25 protein-coding genes and 1 tRNA gene are annotated in these 24,991 nt (G+C 62.2%); 15 read left to right on the plus strand and 11 right to left on the minus strand.

Going from position 1 to position 24,991, the window contains the following annotated elements; all coding sequences use genetic code 11:
* The first annotated feature begins 340 nt into the window (after positions 1-340).
* Complete coding sequence (locus tag C437_RS05475; protein WP_004515904.1) at positions 341-1,915, plus strand: Cdc6/Cdc18 family protein; 1,575 nt, start codon at positions 341-343, stop codon at positions 1,913-1,915.
* Positions 1,916-1,987: 72 nt separating this feature from the next.
* Here the strand turns inward: C437_RS05475 and C437_RS05480 are convergent, their stop codons facing one another.
* Together C437_RS05480 and C437_RS05485 are read right to left on the minus strand one after the other, a co-directional pair.
* Positions 1,988-2,641, minus strand: coding sequence for a S24/S26 family peptidase (locus C437_RS05480; RefSeq protein WP_049919646.1), 654 nt, complete (start codon positions 2,639-2,641; stop codon positions 1,988-1,990).
* A gap of 128 nt (positions 2,642-2,769) precedes the next feature.
* The gene (locus C437_RS05485; protein WP_004515906.1) at positions 2,770-3,480 is read right to left on the minus strand and encodes a S24/S26 family peptidase; all 711 of its coding nucleotides are present in this window, start codon (positions 3,478-3,480) and stop codon (positions 2,770-2,772) included.
* A gap of 88 nt (positions 3,481-3,568) precedes the next feature.
* Here C437_RS05485 and C437_RS05490 point away from each other — a divergent pair, with 88 nt between their 5' ends.
* Together C437_RS05490 and C437_RS05495 are read left to right on the plus strand one after the other, a co-directional pair.
* Positions 3,569-5,137 (plus strand): DNA-directed DNA polymerase II small subunit, encoded by a 1,569-nt coding sequence (locus tag C437_RS05490; RefSeq protein WP_004515907.1) that lies wholly within the window; start codon positions 3,569-3,571, stop codon positions 5,135-5,137.
* A gap of 437 nt (positions 5,138-5,574) precedes the next feature.
* Positions 5,575-6,873 carry an O-acetylhomoserine aminocarboxypropyltransferase/cysteine synthase family protein gene (locus C437_RS05495; RefSeq protein WP_004515908.1) on the plus strand — a complete coding sequence of 433 codons (1,299 nt, stop codon included), beginning with the start codon at positions 5,575-5,577 and terminating at the stop codon, positions 6,871-6,873.
* Positions 6,874-7,137: 264 nt separating this feature from the next.
* Here C437_RS05495 and serB read toward each other — a convergent pair whose 3' ends face one another.
* Positions 7,138-7,770: a phosphoserine phosphatase SerB gene (gene serB / locus C437_RS05500; protein WP_004515909.1), complete on the minus strand. Its 633-nt coding sequence runs from the start codon at positions 7,768-7,770 to the stop codon at positions 7,138-7,140.
* A gap of 78 nt (positions 7,771-7,848) precedes the next feature.
* On the minus strand, positions 7,849-10,026 hold the full coding sequence (locus C437_RS05505) for an ATP-dependent DNA helicase (protein WP_004515910.1): 2,178 nt from the start codon (positions 10,024-10,026) through the stop codon (positions 7,849-7,851).
* Between the two features lie 76 nt (positions 10,027-10,102).
* Between C437_RS05505 and C437_RS05510 the strand changes: the two genes are divergently transcribed.
* Complete coding sequence (locus C437_RS05510; protein WP_004515911.1) at positions 10,103-10,855, plus strand: hypothetical protein; 753 nt, start codon at positions 10,103-10,105, stop codon at positions 10,853-10,855.
* On the opposite strand, the gene C437_RS05515 is transcribed toward C437_RS05510, so the two are convergent.
* Complete coding sequence (locus C437_RS05515) at positions 10,834-11,805, minus strand: cation diffusion facilitator family transporter (protein ID WP_004515912.1); 972 nt, start codon at positions 11,803-11,805, stop codon at positions 10,834-10,836. The two genes, C437_RS05510 and C437_RS05515, sit on opposite strands and share 22 nt — an antisense overlap.
* A gap of 66 nt (positions 11,806-11,871) precedes the next feature.
* Between C437_RS05515 and C437_RS05520 the strand changes: the two genes are divergently transcribed.
* On the plus strand, positions 11,872-12,381 hold the full coding sequence (locus C437_RS05520) for a metallophosphoesterase (protein ID WP_004515913.1): 510 nt from the start codon (positions 11,872-11,874) through the stop codon (positions 12,379-12,381).
* Between the two features lie 65 nt (positions 12,382-12,446).
* Here the strand turns inward: C437_RS05520 and C437_RS05525 are convergent, their stop codons facing one another.
* A complete protein-coding gene (locus C437_RS05525) occupies positions 12,447-13,130 on the minus strand; it encodes an ArsR/SmtB family transcription factor (protein ID WP_004515914.1) in 684 nt (227 codons plus the stop codon).
* 160 nt (positions 13,131-13,290) lie between these two features.
* Here C437_RS05525 and C437_RS21055 point away from each other — a divergent pair, with 160 nt between their 5' ends.
* From C437_RS21055 to C437_RS05535, 3 genes are all read left to right on the plus strand, one after another.
* On the plus strand, positions 13,291-13,416 hold the full coding sequence (locus C437_RS21055) for a DUF7859 family protein (RefSeq protein WP_004515915.1): 126 nt from the start codon (positions 13,291-13,293) through the stop codon (positions 13,414-13,416).
* 43 nt (positions 13,417-13,459) lie between these two features.
* The gene (locus C437_RS05530; protein ID WP_004515916.1) at positions 13,460-14,551 is read left to right on the plus strand and encodes an aminopeptidase; all 1,092 of its coding nucleotides are present in this window, start codon (positions 13,460-13,462) and stop codon (positions 14,549-14,551) included.
* A gap of 380 nt (positions 14,552-14,931) precedes the next feature.
* The gene (locus tag C437_RS05535) at positions 14,932-15,306 is read left to right on the plus strand and encodes a YccF domain-containing protein (protein WP_049919636.1); all 375 of its coding nucleotides are present in this window, start codon (positions 14,932-14,934) and stop codon (positions 15,304-15,306) included.
* Between the two features lie 3 nt (positions 15,307-15,309).
* Here C437_RS05535 and C437_RS05540 read toward each other — a convergent pair whose 3' ends face one another.
* Positions 15,310-15,825, minus strand: a complete 516-nt coding sequence (locus C437_RS05540) for a CNNM domain-containing protein (RefSeq protein WP_004515918.1) — start codon at positions 15,823-15,825, stop codon at positions 15,310-15,312.
* Between the two features lie 107 nt (positions 15,826-15,932).
* Here C437_RS05540 and C437_RS05545 point away from each other — a divergent pair, with 107 nt between their 5' ends.
* Positions 15,933-16,253: a DUF7577 domain-containing protein gene (locus C437_RS05545; RefSeq protein WP_004515919.1), complete on the plus strand. Its 321-nt coding sequence runs from the start codon at positions 15,933-15,935 to the stop codon at positions 16,251-16,253.
* Here C437_RS05545 and C437_RS05550 read toward each other — a convergent pair whose 3' ends face one another.
* Together C437_RS05550 and C437_RS05555 are read right to left on the minus strand one after the other, a co-directional pair.
* On the minus strand, positions 16,254-17,093 hold the full coding sequence (locus C437_RS05550) for a DUF1109 domain-containing protein (protein WP_004515920.1): 840 nt from the start codon (positions 17,091-17,093) through the stop codon (positions 16,254-16,256).
* Between the two features lie 97 nt (positions 17,094-17,190).
* On the minus strand, positions 17,191-18,219 hold the full coding sequence (locus C437_RS05555) for a radical SAM protein (protein ID WP_004515921.1): 1,029 nt from the start codon (positions 18,217-18,219) through the stop codon (positions 17,191-17,193).
* A gap of 134 nt (positions 18,220-18,353) precedes the next feature.
* On the opposite strand from C437_RS05555, the gene C437_RS05560 reads away from it, so the two are divergent.
* The 5 genes from C437_RS05560 (at position 18,354) to C437_RS05580 (ending at position 21,839) form a co-directional block, all read left to right on the plus strand.
* On the plus strand, positions 18,354-19,703 hold the full coding sequence (locus C437_RS05560) for an MFS transporter (protein ID WP_004515922.1): 1,350 nt from the start codon (positions 18,354-18,356) through the stop codon (positions 19,701-19,703).
* Between the two features lie 37 nt (positions 19,704-19,740).
* Entirely contained in the window at positions 19,741-20,241 is a 501-nt protein-coding gene (locus C437_RS05565) for a phosphate-starvation-inducible PsiE family protein (RefSeq protein WP_004515923.1), read from the plus strand.
* A gap of 45 nt (positions 20,242-20,286) precedes the next feature.
* Positions 20,287-21,384 (plus strand): DUF373 family protein, encoded by a 1,098-nt coding sequence (locus C437_RS05570; protein ID WP_004515924.1) that lies wholly within the window; start codon positions 20,287-20,289, stop codon positions 21,382-21,384.
* Complete coding sequence (locus C437_RS05575; RefSeq protein ID WP_004515925.1) at positions 21,384-21,680, plus strand: hypothetical protein; 297 nt, start codon at positions 21,384-21,386, stop codon at positions 21,678-21,680. The genes C437_RS05570 and C437_RS05575 overlap by 1 nt, the downstream gene beginning before the upstream one ends.
* A 54-nt stretch (positions 21,681-21,734) precedes the next feature.
* Positions 21,735-21,839 (plus strand) — tRNA-Arg (locus tag C437_RS05580).
* A gap of 593 nt (positions 21,840-22,432) precedes the next feature.
* Here C437_RS05580 and C437_RS05585 read toward each other — a convergent pair.
* Together C437_RS05585 and C437_RS05590 are read right to left on the minus strand one after the other, a co-directional pair.
* Positions 22,433-22,795: a group I truncated hemoglobin gene (locus C437_RS05585; RefSeq protein WP_004515926.1), complete on the minus strand. Its 363-nt coding sequence runs from the start codon at positions 22,793-22,795 to the stop codon at positions 22,433-22,435.
* Between the two features lie 116 nt (positions 22,796-22,911).
* On the minus strand, positions 22,912-24,363 hold the full coding sequence (locus C437_RS05590; protein WP_004515927.1) for a M61 metallopeptidase family protein: 1,452 nt from the start codon (positions 24,361-24,363) through the stop codon (positions 22,912-22,914).
* Positions 24,364-24,508: 145 nt separating this feature from the next.
* On the opposite strand from C437_RS05590, the gene C437_RS05595 reads away from it, so the two are divergent.
* Positions 24,509-24,961, plus strand: coding sequence for a TRAM domain-containing protein (locus tag C437_RS05595; protein WP_004515928.1), 453 nt, complete (start codon positions 24,509-24,511; stop codon positions 24,959-24,961).
* Positions 24,962-24,991: the final 30 nt, after the last annotated feature.

Here is a 24,991-nt window from a genome sequence, read left to right on the forward strand (position 1 = left end):
CACTACGTCCCTGCTCTCGGAACTGTTCCACTGCCCTCTTGATCTTCAATCACTGTCCTGCTGTACACGATTCGTTCTACCCCGGTGAGATCGGAGCTATAGCTCTCTTTAGGACAATGGTAGCCATGCAACAGAAAATATCAATACACTAATACATATCTTTCACAGGTGGTGTACCGAAATATTTAATATCGAATCACGGTACGGTTCATGTGGTTCAACTGGACACACCGGAGAGCGCTGATGCTCACTAACAACGCCACTGACGCACTCCTCGCTCCCTCTGTTCCGGTGTCTCCAACGCTCTCCACACGAAACGAAGGGGGCTCCTCGATCGACTATGACTGACGAAAGCAACAACTCGGCCCCGGAATCCGATCTGTCGACAACAGAGACGTCGAACGATGCCGACGGGTCCGACGGGCAACCCAGCTCCGGAACGGACCCCGAGATATCGACCGGGCCGTCAGATCTCGACGATGTCATTCTCGACAATCTCGATACTGGATCCGATGACCCTTCAGACGAGGCGTCCCGTGGCCTGTTCGATGACCTTCTCGAAGGGGAGCCAATTTTCGAGAACAAGGAGGTGCTTCGCCCCTCGTACACGCCACACAAACTCCCCCACCGTGAGGAGCAGATAAACAACATGGCGACGATTCTCGTTACTGCCTTGCGCGGCGATACGCCGTCGAACATCCTCATCTACGGGAAGACAGGAACGGGGAAAACCGCGTCCGCGAAGTTCGTCAGTGAGGAACTCGAAACGACCTCACAGAAGTATGAAGTCCCCTGTGAAGTCGAGTACATCAACTGCGAGGTAACCGACACACAGTACCGCGTACTGGCCCAGCTCGCCAACAAGTTCATCGACAAGAACGCCCAGCTCATCGACGACCGCGTCGCCGAACTTGAGGACCTTCGGTCGCGCGCACGCGAGAATACGGCTGCACTCGAAGAGACGGCGTTTGACTCCCTCGACGACATCGACACCGAAATCGAATCGCTGGAAGCCGACAAATCCGAGTTCGAGGAAGTTCCGATGACGGGATGGCCGACTGACCGCGTCTACAGCTCATTTTTCGACGCCGTCGACTACCACGAGCGCGTGGTGGTTATCATGCTCGACGAGATCGACAAGCTCGTCGAGAAAAGCGGCGACGACACGCTGTACAACCTCTCCCGGATGAACTCCGAACTGGAGAACTCCCGCGTCTCAATCATGGGCATCTCAAATGACCTGAAGTTCACAGACTTCCTCGACCCGCGGGTCAAATCCAGCCTCGGCGAGGAGGAGATCGTCTTCCCGCCTTACGACGCGAACCAGCTCCGGGACATCCTGCAGGCGCGCTCGGACGTGGCGTTCAAAGGCGACGCGCTCACCGAGGACGTCATCCCGCTGTGTGCGGCCTTCGCTGCACAGGAACATGGGGATGCACGCCGTGCGCTTGACCTCCTCCGGACGGCCGGCGAACTCGCTGAGCGCGACCAGACGGACAACGTCCTCGAAGACCACGTCCGGCAGGCCCAGGAGAAGATCGAACTTGATCGGGTTGTGGAGGTCGTCCGGACGCTCCCAACGCAGTCGAAGATCGTCCTCTTTGCCATCATCCTGCTGGAGAAAAACGGCGTCCACAACATCAACACCGGCGAGGTGTTCAACATCTACAAGAACCTCTGTGAGGAGATCGACGCCGACATCCTGACACAGCGCCGCGTCACTGACCTCATCTCGGAACTCGATATGCTCGGCATCGTTAACGCCGTCGTCGTCTCGAAGGGTCGCTACGGGCGGACCAAAGAAATTTCGCTGTCGGTTCCGACCGAGGAAACGGAAGCGGTGCTTCTGTCCGATTCGCGGCTCGGTGATATCGACGATGTCCAGCCGTTCGTTCAGGCCCGCTTTGACAACTGATCCGCGGATCGTATTAGCACCCGACAGTCTCCACCGTTGCAGGTGAAACAGTCCCCCTTCGAGAGATACCAGCTACCCGGACGCAGTCGTGTTCACGGCTGTCGACCCTGTTTCGTTCGTCACTGCCGGCCCTGTCTCGCTTGGTACTACATCGGTCGCTCCGGCCTGGTTCCACTGGAGTCGGACCTGCCCCAGCAGTGGGACCCGCATTTCAGCGGTACCGACGACCCATCCGGGCCTGACTGGTTCGCTGATGGGGTTGGAGCCGACTTGGTCGTACCGGCCGTTGTTGTCGCCCTTGGTGATGAAGCCGGCGTGGTCGGCCGGACAGGAGCTGAGTTCGTCACAGCTGTTTGCACTGCCGATGTAGTCTTTGTTCGCACGGTCGTACCAGTTCTCGCCGTCATCAACCCATAGCATCGCTCGGTGGATGATCGGGGTCTGTCGGCTGTTGCCGTCGGGTTCGTACACGATAACGTCGCCCGGCTGCTGGAACTTCCGATAGCTGTCGTCGTTCGCTGCGGTGACGACACCTCCGTGGTCGTCCGGACCGGAGAACCGCTCCTCTTCCATCACGAACACGAGATCGCCTTCCTTGATATGAGGGTCCATGCTCGGGCTTTCGATAGCGACGAGCGGAGGCCACACACCGCTGACTGCGAACAGCAACACCCCGACAAGCAGGACTGAGCCGGCGCTACTGACGATATCGGTCACGTACATCATCCCTCCCGGTCCCTCGGTTTCGTCTTCGTCCGACGACCGATGGTCTGGCCCGCCCATTCGTACCACGAATACTCGGAGGCAGCCAATCAACTTTCTGTTGTTGGAGCGAACGTAGCCGTCCGATCTGTTCAATTTGCCGTCGGCCCTGAAGCTTCTCCGACCGGGGCCGAAACTGATGTGTGCGATAGCTGGGACGGCTGGACCCGGACGTACCCGAGACGTGGGATTCGGAAGATCCCGGTTCCAATGACCCACTCCGGGCGCACAACAGTACTCGCTCCGGTGACCTGATCGTATCTGGTGTTGGTCACCTTGTTATCACCTTTCGTGATAAACCCGGCGTGGGGGGCTGGGCAGTTCCGAAGTTCGTCGCAGCTGTCCGCGCTCCCGATGTACGTCTGGTTCGCCCGGTCGTACCAGTTCTCGCCGGCATCGACCCACAGCATTGACCGGTGAATAATCGGCGTCCGCTGTTCGTTACCGTTGGGTTCGAAGACGATAACGTCCCCAGACTGCTGGAAGGTCTGATACCCGGTTTCAGCCCCGGCTGCTGCCGTTACAACGCCGTAACGCGCCTCCTGTCCGGAAAACCGTTCTGCGTCCATGACAAATACCATATCACCGGTGTCGATGTGTGGCTCCATGCTCCCGCTCTCGATGGCGACAAGCGGGGGCCACACCCCACTGACGGCAAACAGGAGCGCACCGACGAGCATGACCGCCCCGATGCTCGTGCCGATGTCGCGGACGTACAGGCCGAGACGAAGCGTCGGGCTGGTGTCGACAGCCTCCTCTGTTTCGTCTGGCGATGTGCTGCTGGTTGATTCGTCCCGGCCCATTCTACCTCGGATTGCCGACAGCGGCGTATCAATCTTGTGACGGCTGTCGGTCCGCTATCCTTTTGCCCGCAGACACTGAGTGTGGAACGTGCCTCTGGAGACGCCGGCACGAATCGTCAGCGAACTCGCGAGCCGCGGCTACAACGCGGAGCGCGAGGCAGTGACGCGAATCGCCGACACTCCAAATCCATCGGTGACGCTGGAACGCGCACTCGAAACCCTTCCTGATGAAGCGTTGAAGCTGACAACCGACCACGTCGAATCTGTGATTGAAGCGACAGAAGGCGCGGGAAGCCAACCGAGTACCGAACCAGATTCCGGAGACGAAATTACCGGCACTCCAGCCAATCCACACCCCTCCGCTTCAACTGGAGCTGGCGCAGCCCCATCGACCGAACCGGGTACGTCCGCTCCACCTGAAACAGGGGGGTCACGGGACGTGGACACATCCCTCCGAGCTATCGATGTCGCGAACGACATGACCGGCCAGTCCACCGGAACCGGCGAGTACTCGGACTTCGTCGCGGTGTTCCGGGACCGCTACGAGAAACTGGCGAGCAAACTCCGTGGCAGGGTGAACCACCGGCCGACCGACGCAATCGAAAACATGGGCGGCGGCAGCGACGCGGCGCTGATCGGGATGGTCTCAGACATCCGCTCGACGGCCAGCGGGCACTGGCTCGTCGAACTGGAGGACACGAACGGAACCTTCCCCTGTCTCGTGATGAAAGACCGCCCTATCGCTGATCTCGTCCAGCAGTTGCTCATGGACGAGGTCATCGCCGTCGAGGGGACGCTGGCCGACGACGCCGGCATCCTGTTCGTAGACTCACTTTACTTCCCGGACGTGCCCCGAACACACAGCCCCTCGACCGCTGACCGCCACGTGCAGGCAGCACTCATATCAGATGTTCACGTCGGCAGCCAGGAGTTCATGGAGGACGCCTGGCACCGCTTTACCGACTGGCTCCACACCCCTGAAGCCGAAACCGTCGAATATCTGCTCATCGCCGGCGACATGGTCGAGGGCGTCGGCATCTACCCCGAGCAGGACGAGGAACTGGACATCATCGACATCTACGACCAGTACCGCGCGTTCTCGGAGTACCTCAAAGAAGTCCCGGGCGACATGGAGATTCGGATGATTCCGGGCAACCACGACGCCGTACGGCTGGCCGAGCCCCAGCCCGGCTTCGACGAGGAACTGCGGGACATCATGAGCGCTCATGACGCCCAGGTTCACTCCAATCCCTCGCTGGTCACTGTCGAGGGCGTCACGGTCCTGATGTATCACGGCGTCTCGCTGGACGAGGTTATCGCCGAACTCCCCGACGAGGAGGCCAGTTACGAGGAGCCACACAAGGCGATGTACCAGCTCCTGAAGAAGCGCCACGTCGCGCCCCAGTACGGCGGCCACACCCGGCTCGCCCCCGAGGACCGCGACTATCTCGTGATGGAAGAGGTCCCCGACGTGTTCCACACCGGCCACGTCCACAAGCTCGGCTGGGGCGAATACCACAACGTTGTTGCGCTGAACTCCGGCTGCTGGCAGGCCCAGACCGAGTTCCAGAAGAGCGTCAACATCGACCCCGACGCCGGCTTCGCGCCGATTCTCGACCTGGATACACTGGATATGACGGTCCGGAAGTTTACCTAACCACCTTTTTGCTGCGAGGGGCGTCCTCGGCCGCTCCGCGGCCTGTGGGCACCCCTGCTTGCAAAAACGTGGTCCTCGTGAGCGAAGCGAACGAGGGCTCGAAAGACGAGCCGTGCGAGTCTTTCGGTGGCGAAAAAGGCCGGAATCGCTGAGCGATTCCGGTTAAACCGCGCGCTGTCGGCGCGCGGTATGCTACTACCCATTCACGCCGGCCTGCCCTTCCCCGGGTCGCTTCGGGTGCGACAGTCGTCGCACCACTTGCTCCCGGCCGTCCGCGTGCTCGCGCGTTGTCTCGACAGCATCTCATCGACCTGTACCCTGAAAGATCATGGACAAAGATATTCGGTATTAGTGCGAAGAATCACCGGTATCTCGTAGCAGTGGCGGGGCTGACCGGTGTGGCTGTTATTAAGACCCGTCAGGTGAAAGCGGAGTGTATGAGTGACGACCAAGACCACGGATTCGAAACCGACGCCTTGCACGTCGGACAGGAAGAGCCGGACGCTGAGGCTCGCTCTCGCGCGCCGCCACTGTACCAGACCACCTCGTACGTCTTCGAGGACGCCGAAGACGCGGCCAAGCAGTTTGCACTGGAAAAGCCGGGCCACATCTACTCGCGGCTGATGAACCCCACCGTCGGGATGCTGCAGGAGCGGCTGGCGGCGCTAGAGGGCGGCGTCGGCGCGGTCGCCACCGCTTCGGGAATGGCGTCGCTGAACCTCGCGACCTTCCTGCTTGCGGATGTTGGCGATAACGTCGTCACGGCGTCGTCGCTGTACGGCGGGACCTACACCTACTACACCCACACCGCGCCCCGAAACGGCGTCGAAACCCGCTTCGTCGACACGCTCGACTACGACGCCTACGCCGATGCTATCGACGAGAACACGGCTTACGTCCACTGTGAGACTATCGGCAACCCGTCGCTTGTGACGCCCGACTTCGAACGCCTCGCCGAAATTGCTCACGACCACGGCGTCCCCTTCTTCGTCGACAACACCTTCGCGACGCCGTACCTCTGTAACCCAATCGAGCACGGGGCCGACCTCGTCTGGAACTCCACGACCAAGTGGATTCACGGCCACGGCACCACTGTTGGCGGCGTTCTCGTCGACGGCGGCTCGTTCCCGTGGGAGGAACACGCCGACAAGTACCCGGAAATCGCCGGCGACAACCCCGCGTACCACGGTGTCAACTTCCGGGAGCGATTCGAGGACGCGGCTTTCACCTACGCCGCCATCGCCCGTGGTCTCCGTGATCTGGGCTGCCAGCAGTCGCCCTTCGACGCGTGGCAGACGATGCAGGGTCTGGAGACGCTGCCTGCACGGATGGACCGTCACTGTGACAACGCAATGGGCGTTGCCGAGTTCCTCGCCGACCATCCCGAGGTCTCGTGGGTCACCTACCCCGGCCTCGAAGACCACGAAACGCACGACACCGCCAGCAAATATCTTGACGGCGGCTACGGCGGCATGATAACGTTCGGTCTCGACGCGGGCTACGACGCAGCCCGGACGACCGTCGAGTCGACGGAGATCGCCTCCCTGCTGGCCAACGTCGGCGACGCGAAGACGCTCATCATCCACCCGGCCTCGACCACTCATCAACAACTCACCGACGAAGAAAAGGCCGCCGCCGGCGTCACCGACGACATGGTCCGCCTCTCTGTCGGCACCGAGTCCGTCGAAGACATCAAAGCCGACCTCGACCAGGCCATCGGTCAGGCTACGCACTGACGTTCACGTAGTATTTTATCGCCTTTCAGTGGACATACGAATTATCCGAGTGCAATAATTAACCTGTTCACTAAACTTATTACGCCAGAGGTTTACGTGTTAAACGAACCGTCGCCAACTGCGGGCACGCGTCGGTTCACGCTCAACCATACTCTGTCATTGGTCCGACAACGAATGCCCGCATCCGTGGGGAGCGTGCCACTCCCTGTTTTCGGTCTTGACCCACAGTTTACGGTACGGAGTGTGACGAAAACAGTGACTGCGCTACAGGATTCCTTCGGCTTCCAGCACCTCGTACAGTTCGTCCATCGTCTCGACCGACGTGTCACATGACGGCGCGACGGCCGGTTTCGGGTCGAAACCGATAGCCAGATTTGCAACTTCGAGCATCGGCAGGTCGTTGGCGCCGTCGCCGACGGCAACAGTTGTGTCCCGGTCCTCTCCGGTGACGGCGGTGACGACCTCCAGCGCGTCGTCTTTCGTCCCGGAGATGAGCGGCCCACGGACCTCGCCGGTGAGCTTACCGTCCTCAACGGGCAGTCGGTTTGCGACGATGGCATCGACCTCGACCCCCTCCGTTTCGAGTGCAGTTGCGACGCCGCGCTCGAACCCGCCGGTGAGGATAGCGACGTAGACGCCGGCGTCCCGCAGCGCCTTGATGACTTCAGCCGCGCCGGGACGCAGGGCGACCTCGTCGAAGGCCGCCTGTGCCTGCTCATCCGAGAGGCCTTCGAGGAGCGCACACCGCTGGCGAAGGCTCTCAGCGTATTCGATTTCGTTGTTCATCGCGCGCTCGGTGATGTCGGCCATATCCTCGGCCGTCCCGTTCTGGCTCCCGAGCAGGACTGTCATCTCCGAATCGGAGAGCGTCCCGTCGAAGTCGAAGGCGACTAACATTACCCGTCCGTTTCGCGTGGAGGGTTTCAAACTATCCGGTTTCCGGTCAGTCCTCGTTGCAGGCAGGTCACAGCCACCTCAGGGCTTTGGCGGCGGCCCGTCGTAGGCGCCCATGTCCTGATAGAAGTTCAGCATCGCGAATTTGAGCTTTTCGGGGCCGATGTCGACCATCTCGCGACGTTCCTCCGGCGGGAAGGTCCCGCGCACGGCGTAGTCGTGCATCTCCATCTCGGCGGCCTCGGTGTAGCGCTTGTCGAGCAGGATGCGCGCCCCGAAATCCTCGGGCGAGCGGACCACACGCCCGAGGGCCTGTCTTGTTTTCCGAACTGTCGGGATTTCGACGGCGTAGCGCCAGCCGGCGTCGTCCTCGTCCTCGCCGAAGGTCGTGTCGTAGGCGTTCTGGACGGCGTCCATGCGGTCGTCGAGATGAGGGTACGGGACCCCGACGACCACGACGGTCCGGGCATCGTCGCCGTCGTAGCTCACCCCTTCCCCCAGTGTCCCCCACAGCGAGGTGTACAGCACGCCATCGTCGCCGCTGGTAAAGGCTTCTCGGAGGTCACGCGCCTGGGTGCCCGGTTCGTCCAGATACCGGGTCGCGCTCACGGCGGTCATGTCGTGGTAGCGCTCGGCCTCGCTGTAGGAGGGACAGAACACGAGCGTGTTGCCGGGCGTAAAGCGAACGATATCTTCGAGCGTGCGGGCGATGCGTTGCTGGGTCTGGGGGTCGTCACGCTCGCTGGAAAACAGCGCGGGGCCGTCGACGGCGTAGGTTCGGCGGCGCTCTTCCGGGAACTGTGCGCCGTAGGCCATCGTCACCGGGTCCTCGGCCCCGACAACGTTCTCGGTCACATCGAAGGGCCGCAGCGTAGCGCTCATCAGCACCGCCGCGTGCAGGTCCTCGAACAGGTCGCGGGTGACTTCCTCGGGGATGCAGGTGTACAGTTCCGCGCGGCCGTACACTTTGTCAGTCGATTCGTCGCGGCGGACGCTGACCACAGGGTACTGGCCGGTCTCGTCGGATTCGTCGAGCCAGTCGGCGATGAAGCCAGCAGCCTGCAAGGTCTGGCACTCCTTTCTGGTGTCCAGCTCCCCTTTTTTGAACGCCTCCTGATACCGTGCGTCCAAATCACGACCGAGTTCCAGCGCCCGATCCAGTTCCTCGTGGAAGCCAGGGCCGGTGTACCCTTGGAGGAACGCAAGCGTCAGATCGTCTTTCCGGTCGTCATTAGCGATTGTGATGTCGTCCCAGTGCTCGTCGACGGCCGCCCGTGCGCCGAACTCGAAGGAGTCCTCGTAGGCCTCGACGAGCGCGTCCCGGAACGTCTCGATGACGTTGGCTGCGGCGTCGGCTCGGGCGTCTTCCTCGCTGTCGAGTTCCAATATGGCCTGGTCGAGCGTGTTCTCGGTGAGCGTCCGCCGGGCGTGGTCGCGGGCGGCCGACTCGACGTTGTGGGCTTCGTCGAAGACGGCGATGATGTCCTCGGGGTCGCGGCCGATCCAGTGGAAGAACTGCTCGCGGATGGTCGGGTCAAGCAGGTGGTGATAGTTACACACTACGAGGTCGACGCCGTCCATTGCCTCCTTTAGCAGTTCGTAGCCACACAGTCCCTGCTCGTGGGCGTACTCGTACACGTCGTCAGGTGTGCGCACGTCGTCGAACAGCCACGCGTAGAACTCACTGGTGTCGACGGTGAGGTTCCGGTAGTAGTGGTCACATGTGGACCGCTCGGTCTCGATCTCCTCGCGCTCGTCCTGCAGGTCCCGGAGTTCCTCGACGACGGCGTTGCGGGCCTCCATCGCCTCGCTGCTGCCTGCCTGCCCGTCCGAGAGGAGTTCCCCTTCGCGCTGTTCCAGTTCGGCGATGTCGCTCTCGACCTCGACGAGGTCTCGGGTCGTGTCACGCAGGGCCTGGCACTCCTCGTAGTCCACGTCGATGTGACACATCGACCCTTTGCCGCGGAAGACGACCGCTCGCAGTCGCTCCTTGTCTGTTATCGCTCTGGCGTCCTCGACGAACTGGCGCATCTGCTGGTGGACGTTCGTCGTGATGACGACGGTCTTGCCCGTCTCCCGAGCGTGTTCCAGCGCGGGGACCAGCGACGCGAGCGTCTTCCCGGTCCCGCAGGCCCCTTCGAACAGCACGTCACGGCCCTCCTCGAGCGCGTCGTATATCGTGCCCATCGCCTCCTGCTGATGGTCGTACGGCTCCTCGAAGGGGAAAAACCGCATGTAGCCGTCGTCCGTCGTTGCCACGTGCCTCGCTTGGCCGTTCTCCGGCAAAAGGGTTCGCCCCCACAGCTACTTGCCGCCAGCGCACCTTCCGAAACACATGTGGCGTGTCACGCTCGCCGTCGGTATCGCCCTTCTCGCGGGGTGTTCCGGCTTCCTCCCGGCCGGCCCGACGGCGGGTGACGGCAATTCGGTGACGCCGGCGCCTGTCCCCACTGACTCGCCTGCTGAGACGGTGGCAGTGCCGACTAGCGACGGGCGGGTCGACGTGGACCGACTACTGGACCGTCACGAGCGGGCGCTTTCGACCCGGAGCTTCCATCGGCACGTCGAACAGGTCGGGCCACAGAACACGCTCGATGTCTGGGTAGACCGTGATGGAGAGATAACCCGGGTCAGACGGCGGTTCGGTCCGATATCCGACGACGTGGTCCTCGCCGACGGGACGCTGTACACGAACGTCCGGGACGACCCCGAGACCCCGTACGCTACCACGCCCGCGACGCCGAACACGTCGCTGGTCGCCTCGCCGGCCGGCGTTGACCTCCTTCGACGGCTCCTGTCGACTACCCAGTATCGGAAGACGGATTCCTTCCAGTGGAACGGACGGCCGGTCGCTGTTCTGGCCCCAACGGACCCAGTTGTGACACCAGCCGCCGAGAACGAGTCCAACATCGGTCGGTCGCGGCTGTACGTCGACCGGCAGGGGGTAATCAGATACGTCGAGCACGCTGAACGACGACCGAACAGGCCGGATATCGACACGACAATGACAGTCACAACTGATATCGCTCGCGTCCCGATTCCGTGGTGGCTCGAAGAGAACGACCCTTACAGCTCTGGCTCGATGTAGACTTTCCTGATGTCGTCGTTGGTGTCCTGCATCGCCGATTCGAGGGCTGTTATCTCGTCGTCTATCGACTCCGTGTCGAGTCCCGGGGTGAACTGCAGGTCCGCGAAGACGATGACCTCTTTCGGTCCGAAGTAGACCGTCCGGAACCCGGTGATTTCAGCCACGTGGTCGTTCCCCATGACAACGTCACGGAGCCGCTGTTCCTCGTCCGCCGGGAGACTCTCCCCCAGTAGGAGGCGCTTGTTCTCCCAGGCCAGCGCCAGGGCAAAGCCCATCAGCATGATACCGATGAGCAGCGCGGAGATTCGGTCGAAGAACGGGTTCCCCGTCATCTGTTCGAGGACTAAGCCGACCAGCGCGATGACGATACCCGCGAGCGCGATGGTGTCCTCGGTCAGCGCGGTCAGCGTCGTCACGTCGCTGGTCTTGCGGAACGCCTCGCGGTAGCCCGACCAGTCGTTCCGGTCGATCTGGCGTTTCATCTCGGCGCGGGCTTTCACCAGCGCGTACGTCTCGAAGGCGAAAGCTCCGAGGAGGACGGTGTAGTTGACCCACAGCGGGTCCAGCCACGTCGGTGGCGTAAAGGAGATAAACAGGAACTCGACCGCCTCGCCGGCGTGTTCACCGCCGCCGTGGCCGCCGGCTGTAAGCTCGTTCCACCCGTGTTTCGCGCTCTCCCAGCCGGCGATGCCGAACAGGAACACGGAGACGAGGAAGCTATAGAAGAACTGCGCCTTGCCGTAGCCAAATGGATGGCGACGGTCGCGTTTTCGCTCGCTGAACCGGATTCCGATGAGCAAGAATACTTGATTTCCGGTGTCAGAGATGCTGTGGTACGTCTCCGACAGCATCGCGGCACTCCCGGTCAGAAGGAAGCCGAAGAACTTCAGAACCGCAATCGCGCCGTTGGCTATCAGTGCGGCAATGACGACTGATTTGCTCCCTGCCATTATTTTTCCGTCACGACCGTGACGCAAAATGCTTCTGGATTTATATCTGTGGCTGCTACGTGCGGTATGCTCGCTGCCATCTCAGATACGCACGGGACCGACGACCACCGGCTGACAGATCGGACGCTCGAAGCTGTCCGCGAAGCCGACCACGTTCTCCATGCCGGCGATTTCATGACCGAACAGGTTCTTGATGCCATCGACGCCGAGTGTGACGAACTGACCGGCGTCGTCGGGAACAACGACAGGCCGGCGGTCCGTGCCCGGCTCCCCGACGTTGCGACCGTCTCCTGGGAGGGGTTGACAATCGTCGTCGTTCATGGTCACGACCACACCGAAACCGCGCTCGGGATGTTGGCTCGACAGGAAAACGCCGACATCGTCGTCGTCGGCCACTCACACAGACCCACACTGACCGATTTCGGCGGCTGGACGCTGGTCAATCCGGGCAGCTACGCCGACCCGCGGCGCTATCAACCGGCTCACGCGGAACTGGACATAATGGCTGGTGATGTTCGCGTCCGCCTTCGCTCACCGGACGGGACGCCGATTTCGACGACTATCGTCGAGCGGTGAGCGTATCCCAGCGACGTTTGTTGTAGAAGTTTCCCTCGGCTAACGGAGCAAAGCGGCCGAAGTGGTTACTGTCGCATATACCACAGCGCCGCCATCCCCGCGATGACGAACGCGCCGCCAGCAAAGAACGCTAGACCTGGCGGAATCACGGCGGCAGCGGCCTCGGCGCCGCCCTGTGCGGCTGTGTCGAGTGCGCCCGCAGTAGCCTCGAAACCACCGTCGGTCACGGTTGTCCCTCCGCCGTAGAAACTCGGGTCCCGGGCGCCAGTGTCCGCGCTCCCGGACGACACTGCTGGGCCGCCAAACAGCGATCCCAACCCGCTCCCAAACACCTGCTGGACCAGCAGGCTTGCGAAGCCGATGATCGCCAAACCACCGATGATGTTTGCTAGCGCGGCCCGCAGCCCCGACGTCTCCTGTTCGTCGCCGGCACAGATAACGAGTGGCTGGTTGGCCGGCGCGAACACGTCCATCTCTCGTCCTTTCTCGGAGTATGCCGTGTCGACGACCTCGACCGCCCCGGCGTTCTTGAGTTTCTTCAGGTGGTACTGGGCATTCTGTAGCGACGTGTCCACCCGGTCGGCCAGCTCAGACGGCGGTGCTGGCTCCTTATTTAGCTCTGACAGTAAGTTGCGCGCTGTCTCTGCCGAGAGTGCCGACAGCACGTCGTCCGCATCATCACTGTCGACACCGATAACTCGGGGTTCGGCGTCCGGGGTCGCCGGGTCCCGAGAGGGCAGCAACGACATGACTATCTGTATGTTCTATGGGATTATGAGTCTTTGCCAAAGCACAGTGACCGCTGTAGCTATCGGTCAAACCCGTATTTTACCCTCCAAAATCGGCCGGTAGACGCCTGAATGCGACTTTCCCGAAAGGACTTTGAGCGCCGCTCAACAAGCCGCCGGTATGGAAAACTGGCTCATGTACGCGCTCCTCGCTGCTGTGCTCCTGTTTTTCTTCTTTATGTATCTGATGCTCCGGCGGACCTTTCAGGGGTTCAAGGAAGGGCTCCAGCAGAGCAAGAAGAAGTAGCCGGGAGGGTAACGATTAGGGGGCGTCGGTGGTGCCTATCTGTATGGACCCACGTATTCGCGAACATGCGGAAGTCATTGTCGACCACTCTATCGATCTGAGCGAGGGCGACAACCTCGTTATCGACGCTCACCCGCAGGCTGCGGATCTCGTCACTGCGCTACACGAGTTCGCCGCTGACCGCGGCGCAAATCCGCTTGTCGTACAGGACCGCCTCGGCGAGCGGTTCCGTCGTGCCTACCTCCGCAACCGGGACGAATTCGAGACACCGAGTCACGTCGAGGCGCTGTACGAGGAGATGGACGCATACATCGCAATCAAGGGCAGCGACAACGTCACCGAAACCAGTGATGTCGACCCAGAAACGACGGCCGCCTATCAGCAGTCCCAGCAGCCGCTCCTGAACGAGCGGCTCTCGAAGACCTGGTGTCTCACGCAATATCCCGCGCCCGCGAATGCCCAGCTCGCACAGACCTCCACTGAGGGCTACGAGAACTTCGTCTGGGACGCGGTCCTCAAGGACTGGGACGCGGTCCGCGAACACCAGTCACAGATGGTCGAAATACTCGACCCCGCCGAGGAAGTCCGTATCGTTTCCGGGGAGACGACGGACGTGACGATGTCCATCGCCGGTAACGAGACGCTCAACGATTACGGCGAGAAGAACCTCCCCGGCGGCGAGGTGTTCACCGCACCGGTCCCCGACAGCGTCGATGGCGAGGTGCTGTTCGACAAGCCGCTGTACCATCAGGGCCGGGAAGTGACTGATGTCTTCCTCCGCTTCGAGGGCGGTGAAGTTGTCGAGCACAGCGCTGCCAAGAACGAGGACCTCCTGACAGAGGTGCTGTCGACTGATGACGGTGCGAGCCGACTCGGCGAACTTGGAATCGGAATGAACCGCGATATCGACCAGTTCTCCTACAATATGCTGTTCGATGAAAAGATGGGTGACACCGTTCACATGGCGGTAGGACGAGCCTACGACGAGACTGTCGGCGAGGACAACGAACAAAACGAATCGGCCGTCCACGTCGACATGATTGTCGATATGAGCGAGGACTCGTTCATCGAAGTCGATGGCGAAGTCGTCCAGCGGGACGGGACGTTTGTCTTTGAAGACGGGTTCGAGGACTGAGTATCGACCGCGAACGGAGTGAGCGGTCGGCTTTTTCATCGACGTTTTTCGAGGAGTGGTCGCCGAAGGTGACCCGACGATGAAAAAGGTCGGTGCAGGTCGTCCAGCGGGACGGGACGTTTGTCTTTGAAGACGGGTTCGAGGACTGAGTATCGACCGCGAACGGAGCGAGCGGTCGGCTTTTTCATCGACGTTTTTCGAGGAGTGGTCGCCGAAGGTGACCCGACGATGAAAAAGGTCGGTGCAGGTCGTCCAGCGGGACGGGACGCTTGTCTTTGAAGGCGGGTTTGAAGCGTAACGCCAGCCGTCTATACTGGCTCGGTTTCTGTCCTCACACACTGGACAGGAAGCTTATGATGCCGGCCGAGGTAGGTTCCGGTATGAGTGACCAACGGTCCCTCCTCGTCAGGGCGGTGTGGTTCCTGCTTGTCGGCTGGTGGGTGACCGGCATCTGGCTCTCGGTCGCGTGGTTCCTGAACGTCACGATTATCGGGCTCCCGCTTGGCATCAAAATGATAAACAGGGTGCCACTGGTGCTGACGCTCAAGCGACGCGACCAGCTCGTCACGGAGAGTGCTGGCGGCTCGCAGCACTCGCTGCTCGTCCGGGGAGTCTGGTTCGTCTTCGTCGGCTGGTGGGCCAGCGGCGTCTGGACCGGTGTCGCGTACGCGCTGTCCGTGACAATCGTCGGCCTCCCGCTGGCGATCTGGATGTACAACAAGCTCCCGTTCGTCGTTTCGCTGTACCAGTACTGACGGTCACTCCAGATACGGCTTCTCGATGCCTGTTTCGCCGGTGATGAGGGCGGTTATCCGGCCAGCGATGCCATCGAACAGGGTGATAAGCGGAGAGAGTACGCGCTCGACGATTCGGACGGGCGAGGCGACTGTCAGTGCCCACGCCTGTGCGTTGCCGAGGCCGAACGCCTTTGGCACGATTTCGCCGAAAATCAGGATGAGGACGCTCGTCACGACCGTAGTTGCAACGACCGCCGGTCCGGGCGAGAGGGAACTCGCGATAAGGACGGTGATGATGCTCGAAATAGCGATGTTGACGATGTTGTTACCGACCAACAGCGTCACCAGTAGTCGGTGTGGATTATCGTACAGTTCCTGTAACACCTGCGCCCGTCGATCCCCCGTCGCCGCCTGTTGTGCTATCCAGTCTTTCTGTAGCGAGAACACTGCTATCTCCGAACTGGAAAAGAACGCGCTCAGTCCGAGAAGCAAGATCACGGCCAGTCCGCCACCGACTGCCACGATAAGGCTACTCATACCCTGTCTTCAGCAAGACGAGGCAAGAAGGCGTCGACACCGCCTGACGGCCCGCAAGCCGACGGATGTGGCGAAGGATACTCGACTGTCCAGTCCATTGTGACCATATGTCACTCAGCCAGGTGGAACTGGCGTTGCGCGTCATCGCTGGCCTGTTCGTTATCGTCGCGCCGACGCTGCTGTTTCTGGGGCTATGGCGCGGCCTCGAAGCGATGCGTGACGACGAACTCATCCAGCAGGTCCATCAGCGCGCCGAGAGACAGGACCAGTCGCCGACCGGCCCTGACTGGCCAGTCGACGTGCTCACTGACGCTGAGGCGTCGCCGCTGTCTGAAACAAAGATGTCGGTCGTGACCTGTGACACCTGCGGCACGCCGAACGTGGAAGACGCCACCTACTGTCAAGAGTGTCTCACAGAACTGGAGTAGTCAGTCTATCGTATCGCTCTCGCCGACCTGAATCACCAGCGTTGGCTCAGACCGCTCCGTACTGCAGTCGATTCCCTGTTCGATGGCGTACGTTTCTGACTCCGTCCGGTTCGGGTCGATCGGTAACTCAGCGGTGACGGCGTAAGACTTCGTCGTCGATGCGGCGATGGTGTCCTCGTCCCACTGGATGTCGGTGTCTACGTACACTCTGTCTTCCCGGTGGTCTATCGGCCCGACCAGACAACCCGAAAGCGAGGGGAGGTCTAACGCTCGCAGAAATGGAGACGGGTTCGACGCAGTAACGGCTCCGATTTCCGTCTCGATGTACGGGTACCTGTTCGGGGTGTGTTCTGTCTCCGGGACCGACACGGTGACGGACTCGTTCGTCTGCACATCGTATGTCACCCCGCCACTGAGCGTATCGGCCCCGACGAGTCCAGCACTCACAACGAGGAGGCCGCCGAGAGCGGCCGTCGCCGTTCGCCGCGACGGCGTCGGAATCCCTGCCCGGAGCGCGTAGCCGAGCCCGACGAACAGCCCCGCAGATAAGGCGAGCAACAGGAACGTTCCCGTCTCGCCGGGTGAATACCGAACGACGACGTAGCCGACGAACACGACGTACGTCACGCCACTGAGGGCGAAGGCGACGACATCAAGCACGTCCCGTTCGAGGGCCATACCCGCAACGAACAGTGCAATAAAGGTCAGCAACAGCAACGCCGCTTTCACTGTTATCGAGAGATCGAACACGACATCCCGAACGAAATACAGGAGCGCCGCCGCGGCAAACAGGACTCCGAGTGCGTACAGGAGCTTCCCACTGTCGATAGCCAAGCGCATGGAGGGTCAGCGGCACTTCTCTCAGCTGACAAATAAAGCCACGGCTGGACAGCACAGGCCTGTGAGTTGCAGAAACCGGGAAAACCGAACTGGGATTCTAGTCGTCGGCCGTCGCTCGTCCAGCGTCAGCACCGTTGGACAGCGGCGTTCGCTCGACCACAGTCCCGTCGTATGTCGGGTACTGCTCGACGATTTCGCCTTTCTCGATGTCGCCCTCTTCGACCATCTCCTCCAGCAGCCACCAGGCCAGCTCGACGTGCTCGGATTTGACGGTGTAGTACTCCTCGGGAACGCCGAGGGTCTCCAGTCGTGCTTCGGAGGTCCAGGCCTTCCCGTAGACGAGCGTCCCGTCCTCTGTCACGTCGTCGAACGGACGGCGGATGTTGCGGGCCATCCGCTTGAGCCGCGAGCGGTGCTGGGCGGCGTCTTTGAACACGCTCGTACAGAAGTACACCTTCTCGTGGTCACCCATTTTCTCCAGAATGTCGTGGGACCCCTCGACGGCGCTCATGTGGTCCTCTTTCAGCTCGAAGCCCTCCTCCTGCATCCGGCGGTAGTTCCCGTCGGACATCTCGAACTCGTTGATGTTACAGAAGTCGGCCGCGCCCTCGTCTAAGAATTCGAGGAACTCCTCTTCGGCGCGGATGCCGGGAATCTCGAAGGCGGGGGTCAGCCCCTCCTCGCGGGCGATGTAGAGGATGTCTTCCCACTCGGTCCCGTGGAGGTCGCCCCACTGTTCCAGCGGCGGGTGGAAGCGAATCTCGTCGAGACCGGCTTCCGAGAGGCGGCGCATGTTCTCGCGGCCGCCGGGAATTCCGGTGTAGAGGTGCGTGTGGTGGTCCTCGCCGAACTCGTCTTTCAGCAGTTCCAGGTAGTGACAGGTCCGGTCGAGCACTTCCTGGGGTTCGCCGCCCGTGATTGAGGTGCCAAGCGCGCTCATGCGCTTGGCCTCCTCGATGACGTCGCTGTCGTCCTCAACAGGACGCTCGTTGGCGTACATCTGAGTGACGTTCTTGCGGTTTTCCCCGAGGGGACAGTAGAAGCAGTCTCGCTGGTCGCAGTAGCCGTAGACGAACAGCACCATTTTGCCGCCCTTGGCGCACTGTTCGCAGCCCTCGGAAATCATTGTCTCTAGCCACTCCTCCCAGCGGGAAAAAGCGTGCGCATCGGGTCCAGCGTGGGACGTGACGGCATGGGTCGGCTCCCTGGCTATTCCGGTTTCCCGTGGCGCTTATCCCACTTCCCGACACAGAGGTTGGTATGACAGATACCGGGACCGGTATCACCGGGTCCCGCCGTCGTCGTGGCCTCGCGGTCGTCTTCTTCGTCGTTTTCCTGGACCTGTTGGGCTTCGGTATCATCATCCCTATCCTGCCGTATTACACGCGCACGTTTCCCGGCGGGACGGAGTTCGTCATCGGGCTGCTCGCGGCCTCCTACTCCGCGATGCAGTTCGTCTTCGCACCGCTGCTCGGGTCGCTGTCGGACCGCGTCGGCCGTCGCCCGGTGCTGGTGGTGTCGCTGGGTGGCTCCGTCGTCGCCTGGACGGTGTTCGGGCTGGCCGACGCGCTGTGGCTCCTCTTTCTGTCCCGGTTGCTGGCCGGTGCAATGGGCGGCAACCTCTCGACGGCCCAGGCCTACGTCGCCGACGTGACGCCGCCCGAGCGCCGGGCCGCCGCGCTCGGATTTATCGGGGCCGCGTTCGGCCTCGGGTTCATCTTCGGCCCCGGCATCGGCGCGGTGCTGAGCTTCGACGCCACGGTCGCCGCCGTTGACGGGTTTCTGCCGGCGGCTGTGCCGATTACCCGGTTCTCGCTCCCGAGTTTCGCCGCCGCGGCCGCGAGTCTGGGCGGTGTGTTCGTCGCCCTGCTTTTCCTCCCGGAGTCTCGGACCGTCTCCGAGTCCACGGGTGCGACCGCGACAGAACGCACCTCCCCGATTACCCAGCTTCGGACGGCTGTTGCGACGCCCGGCCTCCGACCGCTGCTCGTGGCCTTCTTTCTCGTCTCGTTTGCCTTCTCCGGCGTTCAGGTGATGTTCGTCCCATACGTCGCCGATATCTACGGCTACACGGCCGCCCAGAGCGCGCTCCTGTTGACCTACATTGGCGTCCTCGCGGTCGTTACACAGGGCGTCCTCGTCGGTCGGCTCTCTGCCCGCTACAGCCCGGTCCGGCTCTCGCTGTTCGGGACCGGCTTGCTGGTCGTCGGCGTCGGTGCAATCCCGATTTCCCGGGCCATCGGGTCGGTGCTTCCCGACTTGACCGCACTCGCTCCGTTCCTCACCGCCGACCTGTTCGGCCTCCTGCTCGTGCTGACCCTGCTGCCTCTCGGTAACGGCATCCTCTCGGTGACGCTGACGGCGCTCGTCTCCCAGCGGGCCAGCGCCGCCCTTCAGGGGAGCGCCTTCGGTATCACGCAGGGCGCTGGTAGTCTCGCCCGGACCGTCGGTCCGCCGGTCATGGGCGGACTGTACTTCGCCGTCGGCTACTGGTCGCCCTTCGTTGTCGGCAGCGTGTTGTTGCTCCCGGTGCTGTGGCTCGTCGCCAAACTGGGGACGACGCCGGAGACCTACGAGCCGCGGCCGGCGGACCCGGGCCACGCTAGATAGGGACCGCTTTGAATGGGCTGGGGTCCGTTTCGTGTGTATGGATGACGAGGAGTCCGACCCAGTCGGCGGACCGCTACCGATGGCGAAGTCGTTTGACGACAAGGTGCTCGGAATCAGTGAGACGGCGATTCGGTACGTCGAAGTCGTCGCGGCACTGGTTATCGTTCTCCTCTTTGCGATCGGCGTGTTCGACTTGAGCCTCCAGATATTCCAGAGCGCCGTTCGGGGTGACATCACCGACCCGCTGGTCGTCGTCGGCTTCATCGACACTGCCCTCCTCCTGTTTATCATTGTCGAGGTGTACCAGACTGTCGTCGCGTACACGCAGGAGAGCGAAACCCGGCGCATCGTCCGTCTGGTCATCTACACTGGCGTCATCGCGATGGTCCGGAAGGCTATCATCTTCCGCACCGGCGAGTACAGCTCCGAACAGGCCGCTCTCACCGCCGCAGCGGCGTACACGCTTATTATTCTGGGGCTCGCCGCGCTGTTGCTCGTCGAACGGCGAACGCGCGGGACGCTACCGGAATCCGGATGAGAGGGTCCCGAAAGAAGTTAAACACAGACGGCGTAGCGCCGGTAGATGCTGCTGGTGCTGTGTATCGACCTCGACGACGACCTCGGCCGCAAGACCGGCATCGACACGCCTGTCATCGGGCGCGATGCCGTCGTGGACGCAGCGGTGGCGCTGGCGTCGAACGACCCGGAGGACTCCGACGTGAACGTCCTGTTCGAGGGCGTCCACATCTACGACGATATCACCGACGAACCGGTGGAAGTCGCGGCCGTCACTGGCGTCGACGGGAGCGATGTCGCCGCCAACCGGGCCGTCGGCGAAGAGGTCGATACCGTCCTCGCGTCGCTGGCCGCCAGCGAGGACGTGCGGGCGCTCATCGTCACCGACGGCGCACAGGACGAGTCGGTGGTCCCCGTAATCCGTTCTCGGGTCCGTATCGACGGCGTCCGCCGCGTCGTCGTGCGACAGGCACAGAACCTCGAATCGATGTACTACACTATCAAGCAGGTCCTTGATGACCCGGAAACCCGCGGCACGATTCTGGTTCCGCTGGGCATTCTCCTGCTCATCTACCCGCTGACAATCGCTATCGAGGCGCTTGGCTACCCCGGCTCTGCGCTGGGTGTCATCTCCGGCCTGCTCGGGCTCTATATCCTCGCACGGGGCCTCGGCGCTGAGAAGATACTGGACGAGGCGGTCGAACGGGCGACCTCGGGGCTGTACGCCGGGCGCGTGACGATTATCACCTACGTCGTCGCGGCCGCACTGCTTGCTATCGGTGGCGTCAACGGCGTTCAGGAGCTCGAACGCCAGACAGACCCCGACGCAATTGAAGTCATCGCGTCGCTGGTGTCGGGCGCGATTCAGTGGTTCGCCGCCGCCGGTATCACCTCCAGCCTCGGCCGCGTGACCGACGAGTACCTCGACGGAAGCTTCCGCTGGCGGTATCTCAACGCTCCCTTCTACGTCCTCTCTATCGCCCTCGTGTTACACGCGGTTAGCGCCTTCTTCCTCGGGGCGCAAGATCTGGAGTACCTCGCTATAATGCTCACCGGCGGGACGCTGCTCGGTCTGGTCAGTACGCTCGCCTTCGCCGTGGCAGAGGCCCGTTTCGACCGCCCCGAACAGCACAATCAAGGCCCCGGCGGTCCCTCATCCGAATAATGTACGTCTCCCGTGCCGTCGAGAGTCTGCGTGCGGCCCCAGTCGACGGCGAGCCTGTCGATCTGGTTCTCGAAACGGCCGACGATGCCGACCCCGAGCGCGTTGCCGCCGCTGTGGAAGCCGCCGGCGCGACCGTCGAGCGTCACCTCCAGTTCGACGACCTGCTGGTCTCGACGACACAGGACGAAATCGACGCTCTCTGTGCGCTGGACGGGCTGACAGCGATTCAGACAGGCAACGTCAACGCCATTACGACCGCTGATGATGTCGAAGAAGACCTCGACCACGGTGACTGACTGGCGACCGTGTTCCGCATTTCTTTTGTCACCGCCGGAAATACACGATAGCGAGGGCACGTAGCTCAGTCCGGATAGAGCGTCGGACTTCTATCTCCGCTGGCGCTGCCATCGGGGGAAGATATCCGACGGTCGTGGGTTCGAATCCCACCGTGCCCGTTCTCTGCGAACGACAGTGAGCAGGAACGGCTCCGTGGGATTCGAACCACGGCAGACCGAGCGAAGCGAGGTCTGGCATCGGGTGAAAATCCCACCGTGCCCGCTCCTTGCGGACGACGGTAATGCCGGAGGCCACGCTACGCGCTGCGGAGTGGCATCGCATCAATTCGCTGTCGGTCGCATTCGAGTGCTGCCGCGGGTCGCTACTGACTGTCCGTTCTGCACTGCCCGTCGCCGCCGACACGTACTCCCGGACCCACTCTACAGAATGTTATCGTGAAGGGTACACTACTGCCGGTACCTAGTCGGTTTGCATGACCTGTCAGAGGCACAGCAACTCGACTTGGGGGGCGGTCTCGGTTTCGTACCCTTCACACGCATGGTTTTCTCCGCAAAGCGTATGGAACAGCGACATTTTCATACTCAGCTATTGTTTTGAAGACATGGGTGAACTACCGGTGCCGCGGTCAGTACTCTGTCGCTCGTGTACAGGGCGATGACTACAGCGGCACCGTGGTTCGCGATATCGTCTGTTTCGGCTCCCGATGGTTCCGATGCTGTGTCTCAGTCCACGTCCGAACCTTGCCGGCCGGCTACGCTTCCACGATGTCGTCTTCCATGGCAGCGACCTCCGTGAGGATCGCTTCGACGTCATCGTCGGGGACGCCGTTCTCGCGGAGCGCGGCTTCGAGGTGGGCTGCGACCTTGGCGAAGGCGTCCTCTGTGATTCCCATGCCTTCGTGGGCGGTCTGCATATCGTCGCCGTCGTAGTCGACCGGACCGCCGGCGACGACGCTGATGAACTGCGCTTGGTGGCTGCGGAGCTGGTCCATGTCGGTCTCCTCGAAGTACGGTTCAAGCAGCGGGTCGTCGAGCACGCGGTCGTAAAAATCCGAGACTACCGCCTCGACCGCGTCACGACCGCCGATCCGTTCGTAGATGGACTGTGATGCCATTGTCAGGTGACAGGTAAGCAGTCGGCATGACAGTTGTGGAAAAGCATATTCGACACAGATCATCGCGCCGGTGTTTGAAGTCGCTGCCTGTCTCGAAACGGACGTGCCCGGAAGCGTTACAGCCGCTTTCGCCGTCGCTTGCGACGGACCAGTAGGACCGACAGCATACCGAGCGTCCCGAGCACGGTCCACTCCCCGTAGCGGTCGGTGACCGGCCGTCCGGTAGCGACACTGTGTGTGGGCTCGTCGCCGGCGCTGGTCGCGGCGCTATCGACCGACGGCGCGAAATGCGTCCGCCGACCGGTCGTATCTGCCGAGCCGCTTCGCCGCAAATCGTGCTCTGTGAGTGTGTCGGTCGAGACCGGCGGTGCGGTGCCAGTGACAGCCCGTCGAACGAACGTATCGAGGTCGTCCCCGGCGACAGCCGACACCGTCTCGGCGAACAGCGCGAGGGTGACGCGTTCGCCCTGCCGGGTCAGCCTGTCGAGGACCGCTTCGAACGTTCGACTGCCGTCAGTCGCCTGTCGGAGACGGGCGTCAATCGCCGCGACGACACGCGTGCCCTTGTGGTACTGTGCGCCCGGTCCGTCCCAGCTATCGGGCCGTGTCAGGTCGGCAGTTTGGTGGCGTTCGGTCGTAACTCGCTCACGGAACTGGTCTGTATCGACGCCGCCTGCGCTGTAGGTGAGGGCTGCAGTGTGGTAGTCCGCACTGCCCTCACTGAGCCAGTCCATCGCCGGCACTGTCTCGAAGGTCTGTCGAGTGTGTCGGTACTCGTGGACCCAGACGTTGACCGGAGAGCGGACGGGTTCGCCGGCGTTGACGATGACGTCTGACTCGCCATTCGATGGGGTGTACCCGCCGGGAGCGAGTTCGTTCGGCGCGACAAACACGCGGGTATGGTCGTGATCTGTTCCGGCGGTCGAGACACGCTTTGCATGGCTGATGGAATCCAGAACGGCGGCCCTGTCGGGTCGCAGGTCCGACGCCGCCGGGACGACGAGTGTGATTCGGTCGCCATCGACCGTTCTGGTTTCTGTCTCGTGGGGACCGATGTAGGCGGCTGTACTCCCGGCGACACCACTCTGACCGGGTGCGAGCGCGAGCGACTCGTTCCACGCGGGCCGCGGCCCGACGCGCCAGCGCCAGCGAGCATGCAGTGACACCTCCTGTCTGGCCAATAGCGTCCAGTTGCGGGTGTCGGCGGTCCGCTGGCCGAACGTCGTCGAGAGTCCGACCGGCACAGTGTAGGTCAGCCGTGCCGTCCCGGCTTCATCGCTGACACGCCAGCGGTCGCCGTCGAAGTGGAGTCCGTCGGCTTGGTGGACTGTCGTCTCCGCCGGCGTCCGTACCGACAGTCCGGTGACGTGCCGTGGTCGCTCGATGGTCGCGGTGACCCGGACCTGACCAGTCTGGTCCGGCTCTCTGTCGATTGTGTACTGGACTGTAATCGAACTGTCGCCGTCGGCACCGCCCCGCACCTGTGGTGTCGATTCGACACCGAGGGCGACCGGAGACGTACAAACCAGAAGGAGACAGACCAGTCCTGCAAACAGCTGCGTTCTCATAGCTCTGGGTGTTGCCGAGTGCTACGCGACAACCGGCGAGTGGCGCTAAAGTGTGTGCCGGTGAAAATCTCAAACGTAATAACAGGCTGTATGCCTCGGAAACGTGGTCGCAAGCGTTTTGCCAGCGGCCACGCTATCCCCTGATATGGCCGATTGTCCGCTCGCAGACGACTGTCCCGAATTCACCGAACGAATTCAGGGGATGGGCTGTACCCACTACGGCGACCGTGGCGGCGCCGAGTGGTGCAATCACTACAACCAGCCGATCTCGGAACTCAAGAGCCAGCCAGTCAAGATGGGCGAGGAGGTCACCGTCGACATCGAGGACATCCACGAGAGTGGCGCCGGCGTTGGGCGGACCGAGGACGGCTTCATCATCATGGTCGACGGGGTGCTCCCGCCGGCGCGCTCACTGGTCAAGGTGACGAACGTCCACTCGAACCACGCCCGCGCCGAGGAGGTCGAGCGACTGGAGATGGACGAGGACCTCTCCGAATCCGAAACCGACGAGAGCGACACGGAGACCGACGAGACGGACGACGACCCCGACGACGACGGCCGGCGTCTCGGGAGTCGGGACAACTTCTGGGGCAGCTAGGACAGTCCGCGGTCGAGCGTCACTGGGACA

Origin of the sequence: Haloarcula vallismortis ATCC 29715, from assembly GCF_000337775.1 — an archaeon.
Classification (GTDB): Archaea; Halobacteriota; Halobacteria; order Halobacteriales; family Haloarculaceae; genus Haloarcula; species Haloarcula vallismortis.